The 20,879-nt window shown below is 72.2% G+C and carries 17 protein-coding genes and 1 other RNA gene; 15 read left to right on the plus strand and 3 right to left on the minus strand.

Annotated features, from left to right (window positions below; genetic code table 11):
* Positions 1–44 precede the first annotated feature (44 nt).
* The 11 genes from ACWEF6_RS06405 to ffs all read left to right on the plus strand — a co-directional run bounded on the left by ACWEF6_RS06405 (position 45) and on the right by ffs (position 11,969).
* Positions 45–794 (plus strand): response regulator transcription factor, encoded by a 750-nt coding sequence (locus ACWEF6_RS06405; RefSeq protein ID WP_449681944.1) that lies wholly within the window; start codon positions 45–47, stop codon positions 792–794.
* Positions 772–2,280, plus strand: coding sequence for a sensor histidine kinase (locus ACWEF6_RS06410; protein WP_449681945.1), 1,509 nt, complete (start codon positions 772–774; stop codon positions 2,278–2,280). The genes ACWEF6_RS06405 and ACWEF6_RS06410 overlap by 23 nt, the downstream gene beginning before the upstream one ends.
* An 80-nt stretch (positions 2,281–2,360) precedes the next feature.
* Positions 2,361–4,247: a glycosyltransferase family 39 protein gene (locus ACWEF6_RS06415; protein ID WP_449681946.1), complete on the plus strand. Its 1,887-nt coding sequence runs from the start codon at positions 2,361–2,363 to the stop codon at positions 4,245–4,247.
* Between the two features lie 651 nt (positions 4,248–4,898).
* Positions 4,899–5,912 (plus strand): ABC transporter substrate-binding protein, encoded by a 1,014-nt coding sequence (locus ACWEF6_RS06420; protein WP_449681947.1) that lies wholly within the window; start codon positions 4,899–4,901, stop codon positions 5,910–5,912.
* Complete coding sequence (locus ACWEF6_RS06425; protein WP_449681948.1) at positions 5,909–6,859, plus strand: ABC transporter permease; 951 nt, start codon at positions 5,909–5,911, stop codon at positions 6,857–6,859. Before ACWEF6_RS06420 ends, ACWEF6_RS06425 begins: the two co-directional genes overlap by 4 nt.
* Entirely contained in the window at positions 6,856–7,644 is a 789-nt protein-coding gene (locus tag ACWEF6_RS06430; RefSeq protein WP_449681949.1) for an ABC transporter ATP-binding protein, read from the plus strand. The genes ACWEF6_RS06425 and ACWEF6_RS06430 overlap by 4 nt, the downstream gene beginning before the upstream one ends.
* A 25-nt stretch (positions 7,645–7,669) precedes the next feature.
* Positions 7,670–10,498, plus strand: coding sequence for a nitrate- and nitrite sensing domain-containing protein (locus ACWEF6_RS06435; protein ID WP_449681950.1), 2,829 nt, complete (start codon positions 7,670–7,672; stop codon positions 10,496–10,498).
* Entirely contained in the window at positions 10,495–10,929 is a 435-nt protein-coding gene (locus ACWEF6_RS06440) for a roadblock/LC7 domain-containing protein (RefSeq protein WP_003061341.1), read from the plus strand. The genes ACWEF6_RS06435 and ACWEF6_RS06440 overlap by 4 nt, the downstream gene beginning before the upstream one ends.
* Positions 10,929–11,282, plus strand: coding sequence for a DUF742 domain-containing protein (locus ACWEF6_RS06445; protein WP_449681951.1), 354 nt, complete (start codon positions 10,929–10,931; stop codon positions 11,280–11,282). The genes ACWEF6_RS06440 and ACWEF6_RS06445 overlap by 1 nt, the downstream gene beginning before the upstream one ends.
* Positions 11,260–11,853 (plus strand): GTP-binding protein, encoded by a 594-nt coding sequence (locus ACWEF6_RS06450; RefSeq protein WP_449681952.1) that lies wholly within the window; start codon positions 11,260–11,262, stop codon positions 11,851–11,853. The genes ACWEF6_RS06445 and ACWEF6_RS06450 overlap by 23 nt, the downstream gene beginning before the upstream one ends.
* A 21-nt stretch (positions 11,854–11,874) precedes the next feature.
* Positions 11,875–11,969, plus strand: an RNA gene (gene ffs / locus ACWEF6_RS06455) — signal recognition particle sRNA small type.
* Positions 11,970–12,353: 384 nt separating this feature from the next.
* Here ffs and ACWEF6_RS06460 read toward each other — a convergent pair.
* Entirely contained in the window at positions 12,354–13,229 is an 876-nt protein-coding gene (locus tag ACWEF6_RS06460) for a spermidine synthase (RefSeq protein WP_449681953.1), read from the minus strand.
* Positions 13,230–13,283: 54 nt separating this feature from the next.
* Here ACWEF6_RS06460 and ACWEF6_RS06465 point away from each other — a divergent pair, with 54 nt between their 5' ends.
* Complete coding sequence (locus ACWEF6_RS06465; protein WP_449681954.1) at positions 13,284–14,846, plus strand: ALF repeat-containing protein; 1,563 nt, start codon at positions 13,284–13,286, stop codon at positions 14,844–14,846.
* A 43-nt stretch (positions 14,847–14,889) separates the two neighbouring features.
* Positions 14,890–17,058, plus strand: coding sequence for a DNA polymerase III subunit gamma and tau (locus tag ACWEF6_RS06470; RefSeq protein ID WP_449681955.1), 2,169 nt, complete (start codon positions 14,890–14,892; stop codon positions 17,056–17,058).
* A gap of 146 nt (positions 17,059–17,204) precedes the next feature.
* On the opposite strand, the gene ACWEF6_RS06475 is transcribed toward ACWEF6_RS06470, so the two are convergent.
* A complete protein-coding gene (locus ACWEF6_RS06475; protein WP_449681956.1) occupies positions 17,205–18,062 on the minus strand; it encodes an N-acetylmuramoyl-L-alanine amidase in 858 nt (285 codons plus the stop codon).
* Between the two features lie 78 nt (positions 18,063–18,140).
* On the opposite strand from ACWEF6_RS06475, the gene ACWEF6_RS06480 reads away from it, so the two are divergent.
* Positions 18,141–18,500: a YbaB/EbfC family nucleoid-associated protein gene (locus ACWEF6_RS06480; protein ID WP_013230627.1), complete on the plus strand. Its 360-nt coding sequence runs from the start codon at positions 18,141–18,143 to the stop codon at positions 18,498–18,500.
* 5 nt (positions 18,501–18,505) lie between these two features.
* A complete protein-coding gene (gene recR / locus ACWEF6_RS06485) occupies positions 18,506–19,102 on the plus strand; it encodes a recombination mediator RecR (RefSeq protein WP_310969294.1) in 597 nt (198 codons plus the stop codon).
* A gap of 49 nt (positions 19,103–19,151) precedes the next feature.
* Here the strand turns inward: recR and ACWEF6_RS06490 are convergent, their stop codons facing one another.
* On the minus strand, positions 19,152–20,756 hold the full coding sequence (locus tag ACWEF6_RS06490; RefSeq protein WP_449681957.1) for a glucosaminidase domain-containing protein: 1,605 nt from the start codon (positions 20,754–20,756) through the stop codon (positions 19,152–19,154).
* Positions 20,757–20,879 lie beyond the last annotated feature (123 nt).

Raw genomic sequence — 20,879 nt, forward strand, 5'->3', positions numbered from 1 at the left:
CGACCACACAGCGAACACCGACGCCGGGCCGGGAAGGTGGCACTATGACCGCTATGAACGCCACGTCACCCGGCCCTGGCAAGGCCGACCTGCGCCGCGCCGACGGGAGCCCGGTGCGGGTGCTCGTCGTCGACGACGAGGCGACGCTGGCCGAGCTCGTGTCGATGGCCCTGCGGATGGAGGGCTGGGAGGTGCGCAGCGCGGGCGACGGCACCGAGGCCGTCCGGATCGCGCGCGACTTCCGGCCCGACGCCGTCGTCCTCGACGTCATGCTCCCCGACTTCAGCGGCCTCGAAGTGCTGCGCCGGATGCGGTCCGAGGCGCCGAACCTGCCCGTTCTCTTCCTCACGGCGAAGGACGCGGTCGAGGACCGCATCGCCGGGCTCACCGCGGGCGGCGACGACTACGTCACCAAGCCGTTCAGCCTTGAGGAAGTCGCCCTGCGCCTGCGCGCGCTGCTGCGCCGGGCCGGCGGGGTCACCGGCGCCGGCGGGTCGACGCTCGTCGTCGGCGACCTCACCCTGGACGAGGACAGCCGCGAGGTGCACCGCGGCGGCGATCTCGTGCCGCTCACCGCGACCGAGTTCGAGCTGCTGCGCTACCTGATGCGCAACCCGAAGCGGGTGCTGTCGAAGGCCCAGATCCTGGACCGCGTCTGGAGCTACGACTTCGGCGGCCAGGCCAACATCGTCGAGCTCTACATCTCCTACCTGCGCAAGAAGATCGACGCCGACCGCGAGCCGATGATCCACACCATGCGGGGCGCCGGGTATGTCCTCAAGCCCGCAGGCTGAACCGGGGCGCGCCCGACGGCCGTGGTCGCTGCGGCGGCGGCTGATCGTCCAACTGGCGGCGCTGCTCGCGCTGGTCTGCGTGGTCGTCGGCGTCGTGACGGAGTTCGCGCTGAGCGAGTTCCTCGTCGGCCAGCAGGACAAGCGGCTGGCCGCGGCGAGCGACCGCGCCGCACACGGCCCGGAACGGCCGGCACCCTGGCCCTACGGTGAAACGCCGCCACCGGACGCGCTGCGCGTGCTCGGTCAGGGCGAGGGCACGCTCGCCGTCGTCCAGATCGGTTCGAAGGCCACGGCCGGCGTCCTCGACTCGAGCGCCGCCGGTCCGTCGAAGCGCAAGGCGCCGTTCAAAGAAGTCCCGACGGCGCAGGTGCTGGCCCTGCTCGCGCTACCGTCGGACGGAAAGCAGCGGAGCATCGACCTCGGCGGCAGCCTCGGCGAGTACCGCGTCGTCTCGACGACGTCGCCGCGCGGGGAAAAGACGGTCATCGGCCTGCCGCTGAAGGACGTCAACGAGACGCTCTGGCAGCTCGGGTTCATCCTCGGCGGGGTCGCGCTCGCCGGGATCCTGGTGGCGGGCGCGGTCGGCGCGGCGACGATCCGGCGCACGATGCAGCCGCTCGACCGGCTGGCCGCGACCGCGACCCGCGTCTCCGAACTGCCGCTGGACCGCGGCGAAGTCGCGCTGTCCGAACGCGTCCCGGAGGCCGACACCGACCCGAACACCGAGGTCGGCAAGGTCGGCTCGGCGCTGAACCGGATGCTGCAGCACGTCGCGAACGCGCTGACCGCGCGGCACGCGAGCGAGAACCGCGTCCGCCAGTTCGTCGCGGACGCGAGCCACGAGCTGCGCACCCCGCTGGCGGCGATCCGCGGCTACGCGGAACTGACCCGCCGCGGCGGCGAGCAGGTGCCGCCGGACGTCGCGTTCGCGATGAGCCGCGTCGAGTCCGAGTCACGCCGGATGACGACGCTGGTGGAGGACCTGCTGCTGCTCGCCCGCCTCGATTCCGGGCGGCCGGTGGTGCACGAGTGGGTGGATCTGTGCCGGCTGGTGGCCGACGCGGTCGCGGACGCGCACGTGGCGGGCCCGGACCACAAGTGGCTGATGGACGTCCCGGGCGAGCCGATCGGCGTCCTCGGCGACGCGGGCCAGCTGCACCAGGTGGTGATCAACGTCCTCGCGAACGCGCGCACCCACACGCCGCCGGGCACCACGGTGACGGCCGCATTGTCCACTTCGGACGGAATCGTCCGGCTCCGGGTGGCCGACGACGGCCCCGGCATCCCACCGAAAATCCTCCCAAACATCTTCGAGCGCTTCGCCCGCGGCGACAATTCCCGGTCGCGCGCGGCGGGGAGCACGGGACTGGGCCTGGCGATCGTGGCCGCGGTGGTCGCCGCGCACGGCGGCCGCGTCGGGGTGCAGAGCCGGCCGGGACGCACGGAGTTCGAGATCACCTTGGCGGAGGCGCCCGCGCCGCAGTGATCACCCGTCCGGGGCGATGCACAGCCGGCGCACAGCTTCGCCACAAGTTCACCACATGCGCCGCCGACACGGTGAGCGTCATGACGACCACGCTGTCGGCGCCCGCGCACGCCCAGCCCCAGCCGCCCGCTCCCGCCCGGGAACCGCGGTGGGTCAAGCCTTCCGTGGCCGCCCTGCTGCTCGGGACCGGCCTGCTCTACCTCTGGGACCTCGCGAAAACCGGCTGGGCCAACGACTTCTACGCGATGGCCGTGCAGGCCGGCACGTGGAGCTGGAAGGCGCTGTTCTTCGGTTCGCTCGATCCCGGCAACGTCGTCACCGTCGACAAACCACCCTTTTCCCTCTGGCTCATGGGGCTGTCCGGGCGGCTCTTCGGCTTCTCCAGCTGGAGCCTGCTCGTGCCGGACGCGCTCGCGGGCGTCGCCTCCGTCGGCCTGCTCTACCTCGCCGTGCGGCGGCTTTCGGGGCCGGGTGCCGGGCTGCTGGCCGGGGCCGGGCTCGCGCTGACGCCGGTCGCCGCGCTCATGTTCCGCTACGACAACCCCGACGCCTTCCTCGTCCTGCTGCTCGTCGCCGGCGGCTACTGCGTGGTGCGGGCGCTGGAGCACGCCGGCACGAAGTGGCTGGTGCTGGCCGGGGTCGCGATCGGGTTCGGGTTCCTCGACAAGATGCTGCAGGCCTTCCTCGTGCTGCCCGCGTTCGTGCTCGCGTACGCCGTCGCGGCCCCGGCGTCGCTCGGGCGCCGGATCGGGCAGCTGGTCGCCGCGGCGGGTGCGGTGGTCGTCTCCGCCGGCTGGTGGATCGCGGCCGTCGCGCTGTGGCCGGTCGCGGACCGGCCCTACATCAGCGGCTCGACCGACAACACCGTGCTCGAACTGGCTTTCGGCTACAACGGCCTCGGCCGGATCTTCGGCGAAGGCCGCGGCGGCGGTGGCGGGGGCCGGACGTTCACGCCGCCCGCCGGGATGGAACTGCCCACCGGCGGCCGTGGCGGGTTCGGTGGCTTCGGTGGGCAGGCCGGCCTGACCCGGCTGTTCGGCGGCGAGTTCGGCGGCGAGGCGTCGTGGCTGCTGCCGGCCGCGGTCATCGGGCTGGCCGCCGGCCTGTGGTTCACCCGCCGGGCGCCGCGCACCGACCGCACGCGGGCCGCCCTGCTGCTCTGGGGTGGCTGGCTGGTGGTCACCGCGCTGGTGTTCAGCTACATGAGCGGCATCATCCACCCGTACTACACGGTCGCGCTGGTCCCCGGCATCGCCGCGACGCTGGCGATCTCCGCCCGCGAGCTCTGGCGCGGCCGGGCGAACTTCGCGGCTCGCGCGGTGCTCGCCGTGATGCTCGCGGTGACGGCGGTCTGGGCCTTCGTCCTCCTCGCGCGGACGCCGGACTGGCAGCCGTGGGTCCGCTACACGCTCCTGGTGATCGGTGCCGCCGCCGTCGCGGGGCTGCTCTTCGGCGCCGACCGGTTCCGGCGGCTCGGCCCGGTCGTGGCCGTGTTCGGCCTGTGCGGCGCGCTGCTCGGGACGACGTCCTTCACGCTGGCCACCGCGGCGGCCGCGCACTCCGGCGGGACACCGTCGTCCGGGCCGGCCGTCGCCAGTGGACGGGGGCCGCGCGGCTTCGGCGCGGGGGAAGCCGACACCGCGGTCATCGACCTGCTGAAGGGCACGACGACGAAGTGGGCCGCGGCGCAGAGCGGCGCGATGCAGTCGGCGGGGCTGGCCCTGGCGAGCGGACGCCCGGTGCTCGCGATCGGCGGCTTCAGCGGGAGCGACCCGGCACCGACGCTGCAGCAGTTCCAGGCGTACGTCGCCGATGGCGACATCCGCTACTACGTCGCCGGTGGTCGCGGGGGCTTCGGCGGCGGCCGCGGGTCCGCCGGGGAGATCCAGGCCTGGGTCGAGCAGAACTTCGCGTCGCTGCCGGTCGGGGGCACGACGGTTTACGACCTGACTAAATCTATCGATTGATAGAAATTCGGCCGGTCGGGTTGAATTGTTTCAAGCGTGTAAACAGTCGGGGAATCATTCGGCGTATTCGAGACCTGTGCGGTATCGGCGGATGCGGACAGGTGTTCGAATAGCCGGAGCGTATGCGGGTCATTCCGAACGGCCGTTCGGATCTGCAGGATCGCGCTGGGTAACACTCTCGGCACCGGTTGCGATCGCAGTAACGACAAGAGACTTCGGGGCGTGCACTTGCACGCGCTCCGCGCACACGCGCGCCGTGATCTTGGCCGGGCGGCCGACAGAAATGCCGTTCAAAACACCCTCGAACACATCGATGCCGCAGGCTGACCCGGGCGGCGGTCACTCGTTCGGCTGCATTGGACGGACGTTGTGGGGATCTTGTGTCACTCGCTAGGCTCTCCGCCGGGAGAGGGATAGGGGTGGCTGATCCGGTGCGCTGAGTGCTGGGATTTCACTGGTGGTAGGCGCCTCCTGTCCGCGTTCTCTCGCGATGACCCGATCAGGTGCGGCGGAAGTGAGCAGTGATGACCGTGCGCGGCAGCGCAGCTCGAACCGATTGCCCGTCCCGTCGTCACCGCCCGTAGTCCCGAGCGCCGCAATTCCCCCTTTCGGTACGCACCACTCCACTTCCCCCGCAACCTGGAGTTCGTTGTGATTTCCCGTCCTCGCCCCCGTCTGCTGACGGTGCTCCTGACTTTGCTGACCCTCGCCGGGGTCACTGCGCTTTCCGGGTGCAGCGACAGTTCCGCCTCCGGCAGCGGCGGCAAGATCACCATCGGGTTCAGCGCCTGGCCGGGCTGGTTCCCTTGGCAGGTGGCGCAGGAACAGGGCCTGTTCGCCAAGAACGGCGTCAACGTCGATCTGAAGTATTTCGACAATTACACCGACAGCATCAACGCCCTCTCCAGTGGCGCCATCGACGCCAACAGCCAGACCCTCAACGACACGTTGTCGTCGGTTTCCGGCGGCGCCAAGCTGTCGATCGTGCTGGTGAACGACAACTCCACCGGCAACGACAAGATCATCGCGCGGGACGGGATCACCGGCATCGCCGACCTCAAGGGCAAGAAGGTCGCCGTCGAGCAGGGCGCGGTCGACCACTACCTGCTGCTGCTGGCGCTGCAGTCGGCGAAACTGACCGAAAAGGACATCCAGCTCGTCAACCTCCCGACCGACGCCGCGGCCGCCGCGTTCAAGAGCGGCCAGGTCGACGCGGTCGCCGCGTTCGCGCCGTTCACCTCGACGGCGCTGGAGCGCGCGGGCAGCCGCGCGATCTCGTCGTCGGCCGAGTTCCCCGGCGCCATCCCGGACCACCTGGTCACGTCGCAGAAGCTGGTCAAGGACCGCCCGAAGGACGTCCAGGCGCTGGTCAACACCTGGTTCGAGACGCTGACCTGGATCAAGAACAACAAGGACGCGGCCGTCAAGATCATGGCCAAGCGCGGTGGCGTCTCCGAGGCGGACTACAAGTCCTACGACGCCGGCACCACGATCTTCACGCGCCAGCAGAACATCGACGCGTTCACCCCGGGCGTCACCGCGCAGCACCTGGACTTCCAGGCGAACAAGATCATCGACTTCATCGTCGGCACCGGTCTCGCCCAGCAGCGGCCCTCGCTCGACGGCCTGTTCGACGACCAGTTCGTGAAGGCCGCGCCCCAGTGACCGGTCCGACCCAGCGCACCACCCCGGCGGACACGGCCGACGCCCGGGCCGCGGAAGCCCAGGAAGCGGAACAGCGGCTCGCCGAGCAGCAGGAGGCCGGCCGGGCGGGCGGCGGGCGACCGGCCTGGTCACCGCTGCCCCGCCGGGCCGGGCTGAAACCGTCCGCTTCACCGCTGTTCTCCTTGCGCACGCCCATTTCCGCGGCGTCCCGCTGGACGCTCGCGGTGCTGTCGTTCGCCGTCCCGTTCCTGGCCTGGGTCGTGCTGAGCTTCGGCGGGGCCGTCGACTCGACGTTCCTGCCGTCCCCGGCCGCGGTGCTCCAGGCCGGCCTCGACATGGCGGGCAGCGGCGAACTCTTCGACGACCTCTGGACGACCACCCAGCGGGTGCTCGAAGGCTTCGGCCTCGCCGTGCTCGTCTCCGTCCCGCTCGGCATCCTGATGGGCAGCTTCACCGCCGGGCAGGCGTTCTTCGAGCCGCTGATCGGGCTGCTGCGCTACCTGCCGGCGAGCGCGTTCATCCCGCTGCTGATCATCTGGCTCGGCCTCGGCGAGCCGTCGAAGATCGCCATCCTCTTCATCGGCACGGTCTTCTTCAACACGCTGATGACCGCCGACGTCGTCCGCGGCGTGCCGAACTCGCTCATCGACGTCTCCTACACGCTCGGCGCGCGCCGCGGCGAGGTGCTGCGCAAGATCGTCGTGCCGCACTCGCTGCCCGGCATGATCGACGCGATCCGGGTCAACGCGGCCGCGGCGTGGAACTTCGTGGTCGTCGCCGAGCTGATCAACTCCTCGGCCGGCCTCGGCTACCGGATCGTGCGCGCGCAGCGGTTCCTGCAGACCGACAAGATCTTCGCGGTGCTCGTGGTCATCGGGATCGCCGGGCTCGCCATCGACGTCCTGCTGCGCCTGCTGCGCACGCGGGTCGGGAAGTGGGCGGCATGACGCTGGAACTGCGGAACGTCGCCAAGGACTACACCGTCCGCGGCAAGGTCACCCGCGCGCTCGACGGCGTCGACCTCGAAGTGCTGCGCGGCGAGTTCGTCTGCGTCGTCGGCGCGAGCGGCTCGGGCAAGTCGACGCTGCTTTCGCTGGTGGCCGGGCTGAGCCGGCCGACCGAGGGCGCGATCGTGCTCGACGGCGTGCCGGTGACCGGGCCCGGGCCCGACCGCGGGCTCGTCTTCCAGGCCGGCGCGCTCTACCCGTGGCGCAGCGTCGAGAAGAACGTCGCGTTCGGACTCGAGCTGCTCTCGCTCGACCCGGCCGAGCGCGCCGAGCGAGTGGACTGGTACCTCGCCGAAACCGGCCTCCAGACCGTGCGGAAGTCGCTGCCGAAACAGCTTTCCGGCGGCCAGAAGCAGCGCGTCGCGATCGCGCGCGCCCTTGCGTGCGAACCGGAAGTCCTGCTGCTGGACGAACCCTTCGGTGCCTTGGACGTCCAGACCAAAGAGGACATGCAGGTGCTCATCCGCCAGGTGTGGGCCGACACCGGCACCACGGTGCTGATGGTCACCCACGACGTCGAGGAAGCGGTTTTCCTCGGTGGCCGGGTGGTGGTGCTCGCCTCCGACCCGGGCCGGATCGCCGCCGACGTCGAGGTGGCGCTGCCCGCCGAGCGGGACCTGGCGGTGAAGCGCGAACCGCGGTTCCTCGAGCTGCGCGCCCGGATCGAGGACCTGGTCCGGGAGCAGCACCGGGGCCACGTGAGCCGGGTGGCCGCGGTCGAGTGAGAACGGAAGACGGGAAGGTCGCGGGATGAGACACGGCAGGCCGACCGCGAAACGGGCCGGCGGAGGCTTTCTCGCCCGGCTCGGTATCCGCGGCAAGCTGAACCTGCTGCTCCTGCCCCCGCTGGTCGCGGTGGTGCTGGTGTCGGTGCCGTTCGTGCTGACGCAGGCGAACAGCGCCGGTGCGGCGGCGCAGTCGGCCGACGTGGCGCGGCACGCGCAGCAGCTCGGCGGGCTGATGTGGCAGCTGCAGCGCGAGCGGCTGGTGACGGCCGCGTTCGTGGCGACGCCGTCGGCGAGCCCCGACCAGATGGTCCAGCAGCAGAAGGTGGTCGACCAGACGGTCGCCGACGTCCGCAGGTCGCTGGGCGACGACGCCCCCGACGAGCTTTCCGCGGCGCTGACCCGGATCGGCTCGCTCGCCGAGCTGCGGCAGAACGCCGCCCGCCGCGGGGTCGCGCTCGACAGCGTCGCCCGTACCTACAACGCCGTGGTCGACGCGGTGATCGACGCCCTGCGCCTGGTCCCGCAGCTCACCAGTGACGCCGAGGGCGCCCGCGAGCTGACCGCGCTGGACGCCCTGCTGCGCGCGAACGAAGAGAACTCGCTGCGCGCGATGGCCCTCATCGTGACCGCGGTGTCCCCGGACGCCGGCAAGCCCATCCTGGACGACGCGACCCAGCAGGCGCCGATCTTCGTCGACCGGTTCGTCAAGCAGGGCGACGACGGCGACGACTCGCAGCGCTCCGCCCTCGTCGTCCGGGTCGAGCAGAGCGACGCCGGGCGCCGCGTCGACGAACTCGCCGCCCTGGTCGAGCAGCCGCGCGACGCGGCCGCCACCACGCAGTACGTCGCGGACGTCTTCTCCGCGGCGGACGCCCACGCGGGACAGCGGAGGCTCGTGCAGGAGCGGGCGATCAACGAGATCGCCGACTCCGCGACCGGACGCGCCGACGGCGCGACGCGGCTGGCCTGGACGGTCGGCCTCGGCGCCGGCGCGCTGTTCCTGCTGGTCGCCTTCCTCGCCGTCGCGGTGTCCCGCTCGATCGCCGGCCCGCTGCGCCAGCTGACCACCGCGGCGACGTCGGTCGCCGACCTCGCCGGCACCGAGCTCGTCCGCGTGACCGACACCGAAGAGGCCGAGGAGCAGGTCCCGCGCCTGGCCACCATCGACGTCGTCTCCGAAGACGAGCTGGGCAAGCTGGCCGCCGCGTTCAACCGGGTCCAGACCACCGCGGCCGAGCTGGTCGAACGCCAGGCGCTGACCCGGCGCAACACCAGCCTGATGTTCGCGAACGTCGCGAAGCGCACGCAGAACCTCGTCGGCCGCCAGCTGGCCCTGATCGACGAGGTCGAGCGCAACGAGCAGGACACCCGGCTGCTGGCCAGCCTCTACCGGCTCGACCACCTCTCCACCCGCCTGCGCCGCAACGCCGACAACCTGCTCGTGGTGTCCGGCACCCGCGACGAAACCCGGATCGCCGGCCCGATCGAGCTGTCCACGGCCCTGCGCTCGGCGCTCGCCGAGATCGAGGACTACCAGCGCGTCAAGCTCGGGGTCGTCGCCGACATCCTGCTGTCGTCGGCCCTCGGTGCCGACCTGGTGCTGGTCTTCGCCGAGCTGCTGGAGAACGCGACGTCGTTCTCGCCGCCGGGGTCGATGGTCGAGGTGGACACCATGCCGCTGGCCGACGGCGCCTGCCTGGTGAGCATCGTCGACCACGGCATCGGCATGACCGCGGAGAAGCTGGCCGAGGAGAACCAGCGGCTCGTCGAGCGCGAACGCCTGGAGCTCGCGCCCACCAGTGTGCTCGGCCTGTTCGTGGTCGGCCGCCTGGCGCGGCGGCACGAACTAGGCGTCGAACTGCTCGCGACGCCGACCACCGGCGGTGTGACCGCGCGGCTGACCATCCCGGCGTCGCTGTTCACCCACCGCACTTCGCTGCGCCCGAAGACCGAGCAGGCACCCGCGATCCCGGCGCAGGCCACGCCGCCGATCTCCGCACCGCCGCGGCACGCCGCGGCGGTCACGCCCCTCCCACTGTCCTCTTCGGACGACTTCCGGCCGCCGGCGCCCGACCGCGACCGGCCCGCCGAGCTGCCGGCGCCGGCGATCCCGGCGCTGCTCGGCCACGGCAACGGTTTCCGCTGGTTCCGCGAACTGGAACCGGTGTGGCCGGACGCCGAACCCGACGCCACCCCCGCCGAGGAACCCGAACCCGAGGTGGCGGTCGCGGCGTCGGTGTCTGTGTCTTCTGCGTCGTCGGTGTCTTCTTCGGAGTCGCGGGGCGGTCTGCGCCGCCGGGTCCGCGGCGCCCAGCTGCCGAGCCCGGGCACGTCCGCGCCGGTGTCCGACACCAAGCCGCGGCACGACCCGGAAGCGACCAAGGCCGCGATGGACGGCTTCGCGAGCGCCTTCGCGAAGGCTGCCGAAGCCGGCCCGCCGCCCACCGTCGCCTTCACGAAAGCGGCCGAGGTCAGCGCGCTGACGACCGACCCGCCGGCCGCGCCGCCCACCGTCGTCACCGCGCCCGTGTCACCTCTCCCGGTCCGCGCCCCCGTGGACGCACCGCTGGTGGCCACCGCCCCGTTCACGGCCGCCGAGCGGTCGCGCGACGGCCTGATCCGCCGGGTCCCCGGTGCCCAGCTCGCCCCCGGCCTGCGTCAGCAGCCCGCGGGGCGGCCGCTCGCCCGTGCCGTCGTCAACCGCAGCAAGCGGGACCCGGCGGCCGAACGAGCGGCGTTCGACGCGTTCGCCGCCGGCCTCGCCAAGGCGGAGGACGTTACGGCAGACAGCCCGCCCCAAGGCGTGGTCGCCGGTCGTGTGATGGAACGAGGAGAAGAGAGCAGGAAATGAGCATCCCCGCACCTGGCGTCAGTGTCGAAGCCCAGAACTTCAACTGGCTGGTGAGCCGCTTCGCGCAGCACACCGCGGGCGCGATAGCCGCCATCGCGGTCTCGGCCGACGGCCTGCTGATCGCGATGTCGACGGAGCTCGAGCGCTCCAACGCCGACCGCCTCGCCGCGATCTCCTCCGCCATGCTCGGCCTCGCCCACGGCGTCTCCGAAAGCCACCCGCTCGGCTCACCGGACAAGGTGATCATCGAGCTCGAGCACGGGTACCTGCTCGTCTGCACGATCAGCATCGGCTGCTCGCTGGGCGTGCTGGCCAACAAGCAGGCCAGCCTCGGCACGATCGCCTACGAGATGGCGATGTTCGCCAACCGCGCCACCGAGGTGCTGACACCCGGCTTGATCGAGGAGCTCAAGAACACTGTGGGGTCGTGATGTCCGAGGAGCCGGACATCTCGCTGCTGCGGCCGTACCTGATGACCTCGGGGCGGGCCCAGCCGGTCGACCAGAGCCTCGAAATCGAGGCGCAGGTCATGACGTCCCGCCTGGGCGCGGCGTCGCACCCGAAGCTCACGTTCGAACGCCAGGAAATCGTTTCCCTCTGCCGGAACACGATGTCGGTCGCCGAGGTGGCCGCCATGCTCGGCCTGCACATCGGCGTGGCCAGGGTGCTGGTGGCCGACCTCGCCGAGCTGGGCTACGTCGTCGTCCGGCGGCCGGGCGACCACAACTCGCACGACCTCGGCATGATCGAAAGGGTCATTCGTGGACTCGAAGCCATTCACTGAACCGAGCGCCCGGCCGCCGGCCCCGGTCAAGATCGTCATCGCGGGCGGCTTCGGCGTCGGCAAGACGACGGCGGTGTCGTCCATCTCGGAGATCAAGCCGCTGACCACCGAGGCGGCGATCACCTCGATGTCCGTGGACAACACCGGTCACGTCCCCTCCAAGACCACGACGACGGTGGCCCTGGACTTCGGCTGCATCACGATCGACGAAGAGGTCAAGCTGTACCTGTTCGGCACGCCGGGCCAGGACCGCTTCGGCTTCATGTGGCAGGACCTCGTCCACGGCGCACTCGGCGCCCTGGTGATCGTCGACACCCGCCGCATGGACGACTGCTACCCGGCGGTCGACTACTTCGAGAACGCGGGCCTCCCGTTCGTGGTGGCGGTCAACATGTTCGACGGCTCCCTCGGCCACAACCTCGAGGACGTGCGCTGGGCACTGGCGGTGAGCGACGACGTCCCGCTGATCACGTTCGACGCCCGGCAGAAGCTCTCGGTCCGGGACGCCCTCCTGGCGGTGCTGCACAACACGTTCAAGCGAGCCCGAGCCCAGGCGGGCGCGGGGGCCTGAACCGAGCCCGCTACACTGATCCACGGACCCCGCGCGGCGTCCACCCTGTGAACCTCCCCAGGGCCGGAAGGCAGCAAGGATAAGCAGGCTCTGGCGGGTGCGCGGGGTCCCCTTCTTTTCGGCTCCGGCTCTCGGGGCTTCGCCCCTTCGCCGGGCCTTCACTTCGTCGTTTCTCCCGGGGGCCGAGCCCCCGGACCCCCACGGTGCCTTGCTCATGGCCTGGGAGGGCTGCCGTGGCTTGGCTTGGTGTGGTCGGGCTCGTGCCTCGCCCTTGCCTGGGTGCGCTGCCGTGGCTTGGTGGTCGGGCTCGTGCCTCGCCCTTGGCTGGGTGGGCTGCCGTGGCCTTGCCGGTGGGCTCGTGCCTCGCCCTTGGCTGGGTGGGCTGCCGTGGCTTGGTGGTCGGGCTCGTGCCTCGCCCTTGGCTGGGTGGTCTGCCGTGGCCTTGCCGGTGGGCTCGTGCCTCGCCCTTGGCTGGGTGGGCTGTCGTGGCTCGCGGGTGCCTAGAACAGGCCCAGGACGTCGTCCGGGGGGCTTGGGGGCGGTGGGGCGTCCGCGTCCGTGATCGGGGCCGCCCTGCCCGCCAGCTTTCGCAGCTCCGCGCCGTGCACGCACCTCGCCGGGAACGCCGCCGATGCCGTCCGCTGCGCTATCTCCGCCGTCGGCAGCTCGGTTGCCGAGGCCGCCAGCACCAGATTGCCGAACCGGCGGCCGCGCAGGACGCCTGGGTCCGCCAGGAGCAGGACCTCCGGGAACACCTCCAGCAGCGTTGCCAGGAAGCGGCGGGCGAACGGGAGGCCCGAGCCGTCCGTGATGTTCGCCAGGTAGATGCCCGGCGGTCGCAAGAGGCCCGCGATCGCCGCCGTCGCCTCCAGCGTGGCCAGGCCGCCCGCCAGCGTTGCCCGCTGGAACGCGTCGACCACCACCAGGTCCGCCGAGTTCTCCCGGCGCGTCGCCACGCCCTCCCGGCCGTCCGTCACCCGGACGCGCAGGCCCGGGACCCGCAGCCCCAGCTGGGTGCGGACCAGCTCCACCAGCTCGCCGTCGGCGTCGAACACCAGCTGCCGGGAGCCCGGCCGCGCCGTCGCGACGTACCGGGGCAGTGTGCACGCCGCCCCGCCGATGTGGAGCGCGTCCAGGGGGCCGGGCGGCAGGCGGTCCAGCACGTCCGCGAACCGGCGGACGTAGTCGAACTCCAGGTGGGCGGGGTCGTCGAGGTCGACGTACGACTGCGCGACGCCGTCCACCGACACCAGCCAGGCGTTGCCGCGGTCGGCGTCGCGGACGAGCTCCGCCGTGCCGAACCGCACCGGGTAGCGCCCGGGCACCGGCTCGGGTTTCCGCGTGCGGCTCACGGAATCCGAGGTTATCGGAAACATTCCGACCGCCCCCGCGATAAGCCACCGGACGATCATCGATCGAGGGGGTTTCACTTGCGTGCAAACGCACTAATCGTTGCCGCCGCGCTCGCGGCCGGGGTGTTCGCGACGCCGGCGGCCGCGGACGTGCTGCCCGACCGGGCGCAGGCCGTCGCGTACCTGGAAACCGGCGGGACCGGCGTCGCGCGGGCCGCCGAAGCGGCGTTGCTCGGCTCGCCCGCCGACCTGCGGGCCTTCCTGGCCACCGGCCGCCAGCAGGCCCAGAACGACGACGAGCGGGTCCTCGTCACCCAGGCGCTCACCAACGGCGGCCCGGTCACCAAGCGCACCGCCCAGAAGGCGCTCAGCGGCACCCCGGACGACGTCCGCGAGTACCTGGCGCACGGCCTGGCGCAGGCCCGGATCGCCGACGACCGGATCGCCGTCGGCCAGGCCATGAGCACCGGCGGCCCGACCGTCAACGCCCGGGCCCAGCAGGCGCTCGACGGCACACCCGCCGACGTGCGGGCGTTCCTGGAGACCGGCCTGCAGCGGGCGAAGGACGTCGACGACCGCCTCACGGTCGACCAGGCCATGGCCGAAGGCGGCCCGGAGGTCAAGGCCGCCGGGCAGGCGGCGCTCGACGGCACGCCGGAGGACGTCCGGTACTTCCTGTCGCTGTGGTGGCAGGTCAGCGTGAACTACGACGCCGAAGCCACCTCGGTCCGGCAGCGCCTCGACGAGGCCAAGGCGGCCAAGGCCGCTCACCGCACCCTGGAAGTGAAGATCGCCGCGGGCACCGCCCGCCGGATCGCCGCGGACGCGCGCACGGCGAACGCCGACCGGCTCAAGGCCCAGCAGGCCGAGAACCAGCGCACCGGCCAGGCCGCCGCCCAGGCCGACGCGGCCGCGCAGCAGCAGGCCAGCGAGGCCGCGGCGCGCGCGGCGAAGGCCAAGACGGACAACGACAAGCTGCTCGCCGACGCGGCCGACCCGGCGCTGACCGTGCCGAACGGCCGCAAGGCGTCGGTCTACCTGCTGCGCACCGGCGGTGCTGCCGTCAAGAACGCCGCCCGCGCCGCGCTGAGCGGCTCGGACGACGACGTCGTCACGTTCGTGCGCAGCGGGCTCGCCGTCGCGCAGGAGTCCGACGACCGCGCCGCCGTCTCGGCGATCGCGGCGGACCCGAACGCCCGCCCGGGCCTGCGCCAGGCGGCTCGTGACGCGCTCGCCGGCCCGTACGCCGGTGTCGCCGCGCTCCTGCGCACCGGTGACTACCCGGGCCGGGACACCGACGACCGCATCGAGGTCAACCAGGTCCTGGCGGCCGGCGGCCCGTCGACGAAGTCGGCGGCGCAGAAGGCGCTCGACGGCACCGTCGCGGACATCCGCGAGTTCCTGGCCCACGGCCGGTACGTCGCGCACCTGATCGACCTGGACGTCTACGCCACCCGGACGCTGGGGGAAGGCCCCGAGGTCGTCGCGGTCGCCCAGGGCGTCCTCGACGGGCCGGACTCGGGCCTGCAGCACTACCTCGACGTCGAGCTGCCGAAGGCGCGGGCGCGTGACGCGTTCACGGCGGCGCACGTCACCAAGGTGAACGCCATGGTCGCCGAAGCGACGGCCCTGGTCTCCTGACCGCACGGCGAAGGTTGTCGGTGGTGCCCGGTACCCTCGCGAGGTGGCTCTCGCGCTGTACCGCAAGTACCGTCCGGCGACCTTCGCCGAGGTCGTCGGTCAGGAGCATGTGACCGAACCCCTCCGCACGGCGCTGTCCGCCGGGCGGATCAACCACGCCTACCTGTTCTCGGGCCCGCGCGGCTGCGGCAAGACGTCCAGCGCGCGCATCATGGCGCGCTCGCTGAACTGCGCCAAGGGCCCGACGCCGGACCCGTGCGGCGAGTGCAACTCGTGCCGCGCGCTGGCGCCCGAGGGGCCGGGCAGCGTCGACGTCACGGAGCTCGACGCGGCGAGCCACGGTGGTGTCGACGACGCCCGCGAGCTGCGGGACAAGGCGTTCTACGCGCCGGCCGAGTCGCGGTACCGCGTGTTCATCATCGACGAGGCGCACATGGTCACCACGCAGGGCTTCAACGCCCTGCTGAAGATCGTGGAAGAGCCGCCGGAACACGTCATCTTCATTTTCGCGACCACCGAGCCGGACAAGGTGCTGACCACCATCCGCTCGCGCACGCACCACTACCCGTTCCGGCTGATCCCGCCGAGCTCGATGCGCAACCTGCTGGAGCGCAACATCGCGGCCGAGGGCGTCGAGGTCGAGCCGGCGGTGTACCCGCTGGTCATCCGCGCGGGCGGTGGCTCGGCGCGTGACACGCAATCGGTGCTCGACCAGCTGCTGGCGGGCGCCGGGCCGGAGGGCGTTTCGTACTCGCGGGCGGTCGCGCTGCTGGGCGTCACCGACGTCGCGCTGATCGACGACATGGTCGACGCGCTGTCGACCGAGGACGCGGCCACGGTGTTCGGCACGGTCGAGAAGCTGACCGAGGCGGGCCACGACCCGCGCCGGTTCGCGACCGACCTGCTCGACCGGCTGCGCGACCTGGTGCTGCTGCGCGCGGTGCCGGACTCCGCGGGCGGGCTGGTGTCCGCGCCGGAGGAGGAGCTGACGCGGATGGTCGCGCAGGCCGAGCGGATCGGCCTGGCCACGCTGTCGCGCTACGCCGACATCGTCCACAATGGACTGCTGGAGATGCGGGGTGCGACGTCGCCCCGGCTCGTGCTCGAGCTGTTGTGCGCGCGGATGTTGCTGCCGTCGGTGACCGAGGCGGAGAAGGCGCTGCTGGCGCGGATCGAGCGGCTGGAGCGCCGGGCGACGCTGGCGGGCGGCGGAGGCGCGCCGGCGGAGGGTGGCGTGGAGCCGCCGGTGCGTGCGGCGCCCGAGCGTGAGTTTTCGAGGCCTTCGCAGCGCGCGGCGTCGGCGGGACCGGCGCCGGTGGCGGAGCCGGTCAAGCGCCCGGCGGAAGCGGCGGCCGCGCCTGCTGCGGCCGCGCCTGTTGCGGCCCGGCCGGCCGCCTCTGCTCCGGCTGCCTCTGCTCCGGCCGGGCCGGGCGGCTCTGCTCCGGCGGCTGCGTCTGCTCCGGCGGCCGCAGCCCAGCCGGCGGTCGCTCCTGCTGCGGCAACCCAAGCGCCGGCGGCGGCGTCGGGCGATGGTGGCTGGGGTGCGGTGCGCGCCCCCGGTGGTGGCACCCCCGCCCCGGCGAGTGCCCCGGAGCCGGAAGCCGCGCCCGCGGCGGTCTCGACGTCGGGCGGGTTGGACGCCGCCGGGATCCGGAACGTCTGGCCGCAGCTGATGACCGCGTTGCGCAAGTTCACCGGCGGCCGCAGCCTCGAAGCCATGCTGACGCAGGCGACGGTCGCGAGCGTCGAGGGCACCGCCGTGACCCTCACCCACAAGTCCGAGCCCCTGGCCCGCCGCCTTTCCGACCAGGACAACGCCCGCAAGATCGCCGGCGCCCTGACCGACGTCCTGGGCGGCGACTGGCAGGTCCGCTGCGTCCACGGCAACGCCCCGGCCGCGCCCGCCGCCCGTCCGCAGCAGGCGGCCCCGGCGCCGGAGCGGTCGTTCACCCGCCAGTCGGCGGCCGCGGCCCCCGTCGGCGAACCGGCGGCCCGCCCCGCGGCCCCGCCGCCCCCGGCGCGCCCCAAGGTCACGACGACCGAGCCGGACATCCCGCTCCCCCCGGAACCCTCCGACGAGGACGACGAGGACCTCTACAACGAGGACGCCAGCCCAGCGCCCCCACCACCCCCGCCCCCGCCGGACAAGGACCCGGACGAGGTGGCCCGCAAGCTCCTTTCCGAGCACCTCGGCGCCCGCCCCCTCGACTGACCCGGGATCGGCCGACCCGCCGGCCACGCCGTGTCGACCCTGCAGTCACGCGTGTCGACGCCCTGATCACGCGTGTCGACCCTCCGCGCACGCAGGCGCCGTGCGGGAAAGGTCGACACGCGTGATCAGGAGGACGGCACGCCGGGTCAGGAGGCCAGGTAGGCCTCGATCGCCGCCGCGATGGCTGTGGCGTAGCGCTGGCGGCCGTCCGCGCTGGTCATGCGGGCCGCTTCCGTGGCGTTGCGCATGTTGCCGCACTCCACCAGCGCCGCCGGGCGGGTCGAGAGGTTGAGGCCGGCCAGGTCGGCCCGGGCCGAGAGGCCGTTCGAGCCGATGTAGTTCGCCGCGGTGAAGCCGCTCGTTCGCAGCGTGTCGCGCAGCGTCTGGGCCAGGCGCGTCGACGGCGCTCCCTGCGCCGCGTTCAGCGCGGGTGACGAATACGCCACGTGGAAGCCGTTCGCCCCGGCCGCTTCGGAGCCGTCGGCGTGGATGGAGACGACCGCGTCCGCGTCCGCGTCGTTGCCGATCGCCGCGCGGCGGTCGACGCAGGGGCCGACCCCGGTGTCGTCCTGTCGCGTGTAGACGACCCGGATTCCCTTGTCCGCCAACGCTTTTCCGACCCGCTGGGCGACGTCGAAGGTGAACGCGTGCTCCGGGTAACCCGCGTTGGTCGCGGTGCCGGTCGTGTTGCACGGCTTGGTCTGCCCGCGCCCGGCCGGCACCTGGCGGTTGATCTCCGCCGGGTGGGCGCCGTTCCCGCCGTTGTGCCCGGGATCCAGCACGACCACCTTCCCGGCCGCCACCGGCGAAGGCGAAGGCGACGACGAAGGCGTAGGCGACGGCGAAGCCGAAGACAGCGGCGCAACCGACGAAGACGGCGAAGCAGTGGTCACCACCGGAGCAGGCGAAGGCGAACCAGCCGGCGGAGCGTCGTCGGAGCAGCCGGTGAGCAGGAGGGCACCGGCCAGCAGCAGGGGAGCAGTCGCGCGTCGCACGGCGACCACGGTGCCACAGCCCGGCACCTCGCGTGGCGCGACTACCCTGGTGGGGACACAGGCGTGCAGAGAGGACCGAGTGCGATCATGGCCCAACCCGGCGGCGGCTTCGACCTTTCCCAGCTGATGCAGCAGGCGCAGCAGATGCAGCAGAAGCTCGTCGAAGCCCAGGAAGAGCTGGCCAACACCGAGGTCACCGGCACCGCCGGTGGCGGACTGGTCACCGCGACCGTCTCCGGTGACAGCCAGCTGAAGAGCCTGCAGATCGACCCGAAGGTGGTCGACCCGGACGACGTCGAGACGCTGTCCGACCTGATCGTCGCGGCGGTCCGCGACGCGTCGGCGAGCGCGCAGAAGCTCACCGAGCAGAAGCTCGGCCCGCTGGCCGGCGGGCTCGGCGGTGGTGGCGGCATGCCGGACCTCGGCAGCCTCGGCTTCGGCGGCTGACGAACTTGTACGAAGGTGTCGTCCAGGACCTGATCGACGAGCTCGGGCGCCTGCCCGGGGTCGGGCCGAAGAGCGCCCAGCGGATCGCGTTCCACCTGCTGGCCACCGACCCGGCCGACATCGCGCGGCTGCAGGACGTGCTCGGCAAGGTCAAGGAGGGCGTGCAGTTCTGCGAGATCTGCGGCAACGTCTCCGAGCACCCGACCTGCCGCATCTGCCGCGACGAGCGCCGCGACCTCACGGTCATCTGCGTGGTCGAGGAGCCGAAGGACGTCCTGGCGGTCGAGCGCACGCGCGAGTTCAAGGGCCGCTACCACGTCCTGGGCGGCGCGCTCGACCCGCTGTCGGGCATCGGCCCGGAGCAGCTGCGGATGCGCGAGCTGCTCAAGCGCATCGGCGAGGCGGACATCAAGGAGATCATCATCGCCACCGACCCCAACACCGAGGGCGAGGCGACGGCGACGTACCTGGTGCGCATGCTGCGCGACTTCCCGGGCCTGAGCGTGACGCGGCTGGCGTCGGGCCTCCCGATGGGCGGTGACCTGGAGTTCGCCGACGAGCTGACGCTGGGCCGCGCGCTGTCGGGCCGCCGGGTGCTCTGACGGCACCGGCGGGCTGGAGAGGGCGGCCCTCTCCAGCCCACCCGAGGCGTTACTGCCCCCAGGTTTCGACGTCGGGGGCGGCCATTTCGGTGTTCCAGTACCAGTGCGTCAGCGTGCCGTCGCCGGAGCGGCCGTAGACGTTCTCCTGCGTCGGGGTGGCGAAGCCGGCCGGGTCGGAGCCGAGGTTCCCGCCCCAGTCGTCGTGGCGCGGCTCGTTGTCGACCGGCGTCCAGTACCAGTGGCCCAGCGTGTTCTCCGGCGTGCGGGCGAAGACGTGCTGCTGGTCGTTCCAGACGTAGGCGACAGGGTCGCCCTGAAGCGGCGCGCCGAGCGGTTCCTCGACGACCCCGCTGTCGAACGTCCAGTAGAAGTGCTTCAGCGTCCCGTCGGTGCCGCGGGCGAAGACGTGCTGCTGGTCTTCGAAGGCGTAGCCGGCCGGGTCGCCGGCGAGGGTCGTGCCGCCCCACACGGTGTAGTTCGGCTCGTTGTCGGTGGTCTGCCACCACCAGTGCCCGAGGTGCCCGTCCGGGGTGCGGCCGAAGACGTGCTGCTGGTCGCCCCACACGTAGGCCACCGGGTCACCGGCCACGGACTGGGCCAGGTTCTCCTCGATGAGGTCGGGTTCCCCGGGCGCCCAGTAGAGGTGCTTCAGCTTGCCGTCGGTTCCCCGGGCGAAGGCGTGCAGCTGGCCGCCGAAGGCGTACCCGGTCGGGTTGCCGGCGATGTCGGACGCGGCCACCTCGAACGTCGGGTCGGCGTCGGTCGGGTTCCAGAACCAGTGCCCCAGCCGGTTGCCGGTCAGCAGGGCGAAGACGTGCTGCTGGTCCCCGGCCACGTACGCGACCGGCTCACCCGCGAGCTCCGCCGGGTAGGACTCGGACTCGATGGCTTCGCCGGTGTTGTACGAGTGCAGCAGCGCCCCGTCCGCCCCCTTCGAGAACATGTGCTCCTGGTTGCCGTAGCGGTAGGACGCCGAAGCCGCGATGCCCTCGTCACCGGGCATCGCGCCCGGCTGGGTGCCCGAGTCGAACCGGTACAGGTCGTAGCTGTCCATCAGGCCGATGACCTTGGCGGCGTAGTCCGGGTCGGTCGCGTAGGGGTGGGCCACCGCGGTGATGAACGCCCGCGGGTCGTGGCGGTAGGGCAGGGCGTGGTCGTACAGCCCGCTCGTGGTGAGCAGCCGCGCGTAGTCGCGGAACGAGTCCTCCATCGACGCGTACACCCGGAACCAGGCGGTCACGGTGTGGCAGCCCGGCGTGCACTCGGTGGTGTCGTAGGCGTGGCAGCCGACGGCGATCGGGCCGGGGCTGCCCGCGTCCACGCACTTGAAGCCGAAGTAGTTCCGGTCGTTCGCGGACAACCCGCTGCGGCCCCAGTTCGACTCCAGGATCGCCTGCCCGACCGTGGTCGAGGCGGGGATGTCGTAGTCGTCGCGGACGCGCTGGGCGGCGGGACCGGCGACGGCGACGAAGTCCTCCTGGTAGCTGCCCGGTGCCGCGGACTCGGCCGCGGATCTCTGCTGCTCCTGCAGGGGCGCGCTGGCCCCGGGCTCGGGCTTGGGCGGTGGTGCGGCGAGCGCGGGCGAGATCGTCGTCAGCGTGCCCAGCAGCACGCCGACGCCGACGGTGGTGAGCCGCAGTTTACCGGTCTTCATCAGTCCTCCCGAGGTCGGTGCTGGTCACAGCCTCGGGGCCGGGCCTGTAGATCGGCACCAAACGAGCTGTAAACCCGCCGATCGGGTTCTGGAGGCGATTTGGGGCGGACTTGGAGGGCGGCG

The organism is Amycolatopsis sp. NPDC004772 (genome assembly GCF_053601215.1).

Bases quoted from the DNA above. Each gene is read 5' to 3' on its own strand.
- ACWEF6_RS06460 (WP_449681953.1), bottom strand. From the start codon at position 13,229: ATGTTTCCGATAACCTCGGATTCCGTGAGCCGCACGCGGAAACCCGAG.
- ACWEF6_RS06435 (WP_449681950.1), top strand. From the start codon at position 7,670: ATGAGACACGGCAGGCCGACCGCGAAACGGGCCGGCGGAGGCTTTCTC.
- ACWEF6_RS06440 (WP_003061341.1), top strand. From the start codon at position 10,495: ATGAGCATCCCCGCACCTGGCGTCAGTGTCGAAGCCCAGAACTTCAAC.
- ACWEF6_RS06445 (WP_449681951.1), top strand. From the start codon at position 10,929: ATGTCCGAGGAGCCGGACATCTCGCTGCTGCGGCCGTACCTGATGACC.
- ACWEF6_RS06490 (WP_449681957.1), bottom strand. From the start codon at position 20,756: ATGAAGACCGGTAAACTGCGGCTCACCACCGTCGGCGTCGGCGTGCTG.
- ACWEF6_RS06430 (WP_449681949.1), top strand. From the start codon at position 6,856: ATGACGCTGGAACTGCGGAACGTCGCCAAGGACTACACCGTCCGCGGC.
- ACWEF6_RS06405 (WP_449681944.1), top strand. From the start codon at position 45: ATGACCGCTATGAACGCCACGTCACCCGGCCCTGGCAAGGCCGACCTG.
- ACWEF6_RS06410 (WP_449681945.1), top strand. From the start codon at position 772: ATGTCCTCAAGCCCGCAGGCTGAACCGGGGCGCGCCCGACGGCCGTGG.
- ACWEF6_RS06415 (WP_449681946.1), top strand. From the start codon at position 2,361: ATGACGACCACGCTGTCGGCGCCCGCGCACGCCCAGCCCCAGCCGCCC.
- ACWEF6_RS06480 (WP_013230627.1), top strand. From the start codon at position 18,141: ATGGCCCAACCCGGCGGCGGCTTCGACCTTTCCCAGCTGATGCAGCAG.